Below are 3,903 nucleotides of genomic sequence, written 5' to 3'. Positions count from 1 at the left end.
GCTGCCCGCCGGCGCGTGGGCGCTGACGGACGGCCGGGCCCTGCGGCTGACCCGGCGCACGCCCCCGCCGCCGGTCGATCCCGGGCGCCTGGACGGTCTGGGCCGGGCTCTGCCCCCGGCGCGGCGCCGGGCAGGCGGCACTCGCGACCGGGCTCCCCGCGCCCTGGTCACCGAGCACGGCATCCTCGTTCCCCGCCCCGGGCCCACGCTCCGCAAGGGCATGCGCGTCCTCGAAGCGCCGTCGGTGCGCGGCTGGTCCCCGATCGGCACGCCCGGGGGCGAGAACGGCCTGAGCGTCGACTACTACAGCCCGCCGCTGCGGATCGCCGGCGCGCTGACCGCGCTGCCGGCCCCCGAGCCCTACAAGACCGTGGTCGGCGGCGTCCTGCTGGTGGACACCGGCGCGTTCAACGGCTCCGCCATGGGCGCCTACGTCGTGCCCCGCGGCGGTGCCGGTCCGTCGCTGTTCGCCTACGGCTCGCTGGGCAGTGAGACCGGTTTCGGGCCGCCGCTGTTCCAAGTGCGCGGCATCTCCGCCGGGTTCGGCTGGAACAGCCGCGTGCGGGTGCCGGCGGCCGACGCCCTCGACGGCTTCCCGTTCCTGGTCGCGCTCGACAACCCGGGCGAGATCGGCGCCGACGACGACGAGGTCGACCCGCTGAAGGTCCTGGGCGAGCTGATCGGCGGCTCCAGCCCATGGGTGAGGCCGCAGGAGGGCGATCTGTGGTTCGCCGCGGGCCTGGCCTTCGACTGCTTCGAGACCTTCCGCGGCCACGCCATGGCGCTGGTCCAGGCCGGCTCCGACCTGACGGTCAGTCTGCTCGGCGCGGCCGGAATGCAGTTGCCCACCAAGAGCACCCACAAGATCGCCCGGGTGGAGATCGGCATCGAGGCGACGCTGCGCCCGTCGGCCGGGGAGCTGAGCATCGGCGCGGCGTTCACCGAGAAGACGTTCCTCATCGACCCGAACTGCAGGCTGCGCGGCGGCGTCGGCATGAAGTTCTGGTTCGGCGACCACCCGCACGCCGGCGACTTCGCGTTCATGCTCGGCGCGATCCCCGCGGGCCGGGGACTGCCCGCCCGCTACCCGCGCCAGCAGGCGGCCGGACTGACCTGGGGCGTAGGCTCCAACGTCAACATCACCGGCAGCGCCTACGCCGCGTTCACCCCCAAGTCCCTGATGGCCGGCGGCTCCCTGGACGTCGTCTTCCAGTCCGGCATGCTGCGGGCCTGGCTCACCGCCAAGGTGGACGCCCTGCTGGAATGGAACCCCTTCTACTTCGACCTCGGCATCGGGGTGCGGGTCGGGGTCTCCGCGACCATCAAGGTCTGGTTCGTCAAGATCAGGATCTCGGTCGAGGTCGGCGTCAGCGTCCGCGTCTGGGGCCCCGCCGTCGGCGGCGAGGCCACCGTCCACCTGTGGTTCATCTCCTTCACCATCGGCTTCGGCGCCGACCGCCGCGACCAGGTCCCCGCCCTGGACTGGGGCGGCTTCCAGGGCATGCTGCCACCACCGGAGAACATGGTCCGCACGAGGGCGATCGCGGGCTATCTGGGCGAGGGCGCCCCGGAGACCCGGGGCGCGGTCAAGCCGTGGCTGGCCGGCAACGGCGGCCTCACCTTCACCGCCGACACCCAGGCCCCCGTCAGCGAGGTGTTCCTCGACGAGGGCGCCACCGCACCGGTCGCCACCGACGGCCCGGTGGACGTCCTGCCCATGCACGCGCGCGGCAAGGGCAGCGAGCTGCGCGTCCGGCTCACCTTCAACGGCAAGCCCGCGACCCTGGCGCCGTGGGGCCGCGCGGTACTGCGAGGCAACGTGCCCAACGGTCTGTGGGGCCGGGAGGCGGACGCGCCGAACCACGGGATCATCCCCGACCGGATCCTCGGGATCCGGCTGACCTCGCCGCCGGTCGACCACGGTACCGACACCGGGTTCCTCGACGAGAAGGCCATCTCGTTCGGCCCGATCAACCCGGACGGCAACCTGCCGCTGTCCGTGGGCGAGCCGGCCGAGGGCCCGGAGCCGACACGGCCCGGTGGCGTCATCGCCGCGATCCAGGACAAGCAGGACGGCATCGACGCCGCCGCCACCCGCGCCAACCGCACCGCCCTGGGCCAGGCCCTGGCCGGCCTCGGCGCCGACCTGGGCGCACTGGACACCGACCTGAGCGCCTACGCCCGGGCGGCGGGCACCGCCTTCACCGCCGAGCCGATGCTCGTCGCCGGCTGACCAAGCACACCGAGCCGCACCGCACCGCACCGCACCGAGCCGCCGCACCCTCACGGTGGGGCGGCTCGGCTCGGTGCGCCGCCCGGACCCCTCGCCCCTCTTGCCGCGTCCTGTCGAAAGGCACGCCTTCGTGACCACCACGTCCGAACCCGCCCCCCAGCCGCGCACCAGCACACCGGCGGCCCAGCACCGCACCCGGTTCTTCGACCACCGCATCCCCTCGCTGTACGCCGGCCGGTACCGGATCGACAACCGCCAGACCCTCAAGGACCTCGACGGAGCGGACCGCGTCATCGACGCCACCCCGCAGCCCTTCGACGTCGTCCAGCCGCGCTTCAGCATCGACCCCGGTGGCATCAACGCCCGCTTTCCCGTGCCGGACGCCGTCGGCACCTACAGCCAGATCCTCGCCCACATCAACCTCGACGCCCCGGGCCTGCCGTGGGCCCGCCCCCTGGGGCAATGCCCGCCGCAGGGGTGCCTGTTGGGGAATTGCCCCGTGGGGGAGTGCCGGCTGGGCGCCGTCCCCTGGATGGCCCTGCTGATCTTCCGCGAGGACGAACTGCCCGACGACCCGGCCGCCGTGGGCCTCGTCACCACCGGCACCGTGCGTGAGCTCCTGGACGGCGCCCACGGCCCCGGTGCGGTACCGGTCATCGACCCGCACAGCATGCGCCCCGACGAGTACGACGAGCAGTGCGCCACCGTCCTCGTGCCCAAGGACCTCTTCGACGCGGTGAAACCGCTGCCCGTCGAAATGGGCTACCTCGCCCATGTGCGCGAGGGCGGGCGCCCCGACGCGGCCCGCGCGGGTGATGCCCCCGAGCCCGACGAGGGCGAACTCAACGCCGTCCTCGTCGCCAACCGGTTCCCCGCCGCCACGGGCGGAAGCCACGTGGCCCACCTCGTCTCCCTCGAAGGCCACGACCGGTACCTCACCACCCCCGCACCCGCCGAAGGCGTGCGCCTGGTCTCCCTCACCAGCTGGTCCTTCACCACCGAGCCCGACTCCGGCATCGGGTTCGGCGACCTCGCCCAGCACCTGGCGACCACCGACGGCACCACCCCGCGCCCACCGGAGGAACTGCGCCTGCGCGTGCCCGTCCAGGCACCGGCCGACCCGAGCGGCCCGCAGACCGAGGCCCTGGGCCGGATGCGGGCCGGAGCGGTCGCCCTGCCGCAGCGACTGGAGACCGGCGAGCGCACCCTCGCCTTCTACCGAGGTCCGCTCACCGCACAACCGGCGCGGGACCTGCCCGCCCCGGCCGCCACCCGTCTGGAGTCCCCGGGCGAAGCGCTGATCTACCTGCGGCAGTACGGCGTCTTCGACACCGCGTACGCCGCCGCGTTCACCACCGGGCGGACCCTGGCCCTCGCGGACGCCGAGTTCCGCACCGCGCTGCTGGAGTTCCGCTCCGCCGCGCGTACAGCGGCCCGCCGCCTGGCCTCGCACCCCGCACTCGCCGCCCGCTCCGCCGCGGACCTGACCGGACGCGACCTCATCGCACCCCTCGCCATCGAGTCCTTCGACCGCCTCCTCACCGGTGGCGACAGCGACGAGGGCGGCGCCCGCCTCGTGCAGGCCCTCGACCAGGCCGGCCCGCGGCTGCGGTCCGGACGGCGACCACGTCTACCTGGACCTGACCCACCTGCCGCCGGAGCAGCTGGAC

General features: G+C 74.1%; 1 protein-coding gene and 1 pseudogene. Both read left to right on the top strand.

Features of this window, described 5'->3' with window-relative positions; all coding sequences use genetic code 11:
- The coding region (locus ABD308_RS11505) for a DUF6603 domain-containing protein (RefSeq protein WP_344331963.1) at positions 1 to 2,233 on the top strand (2,233 nt) is incomplete at its 5' end.
- 130 nt (positions 2,234 to 2,363) lie between these two features.
- Positions 2,364 to 3,903: pseudogene (locus tag ABD308_RS11500) on the top strand (hypothetical protein); the annotation flags it as partial.

The organism is Kitasatospora putterlickiae, from assembly GCF_039527695.1.
Classification (GTDB): Bacteria; Actinomycetota; Actinomycetes; order Streptomycetales; family Streptomycetaceae; genus Kitasatospora; species Kitasatospora putterlickiae.
Note: the sequence above shows the minus strand (reverse complement) of the source record. Positions and strands in the feature narration are given on the sequence as shown.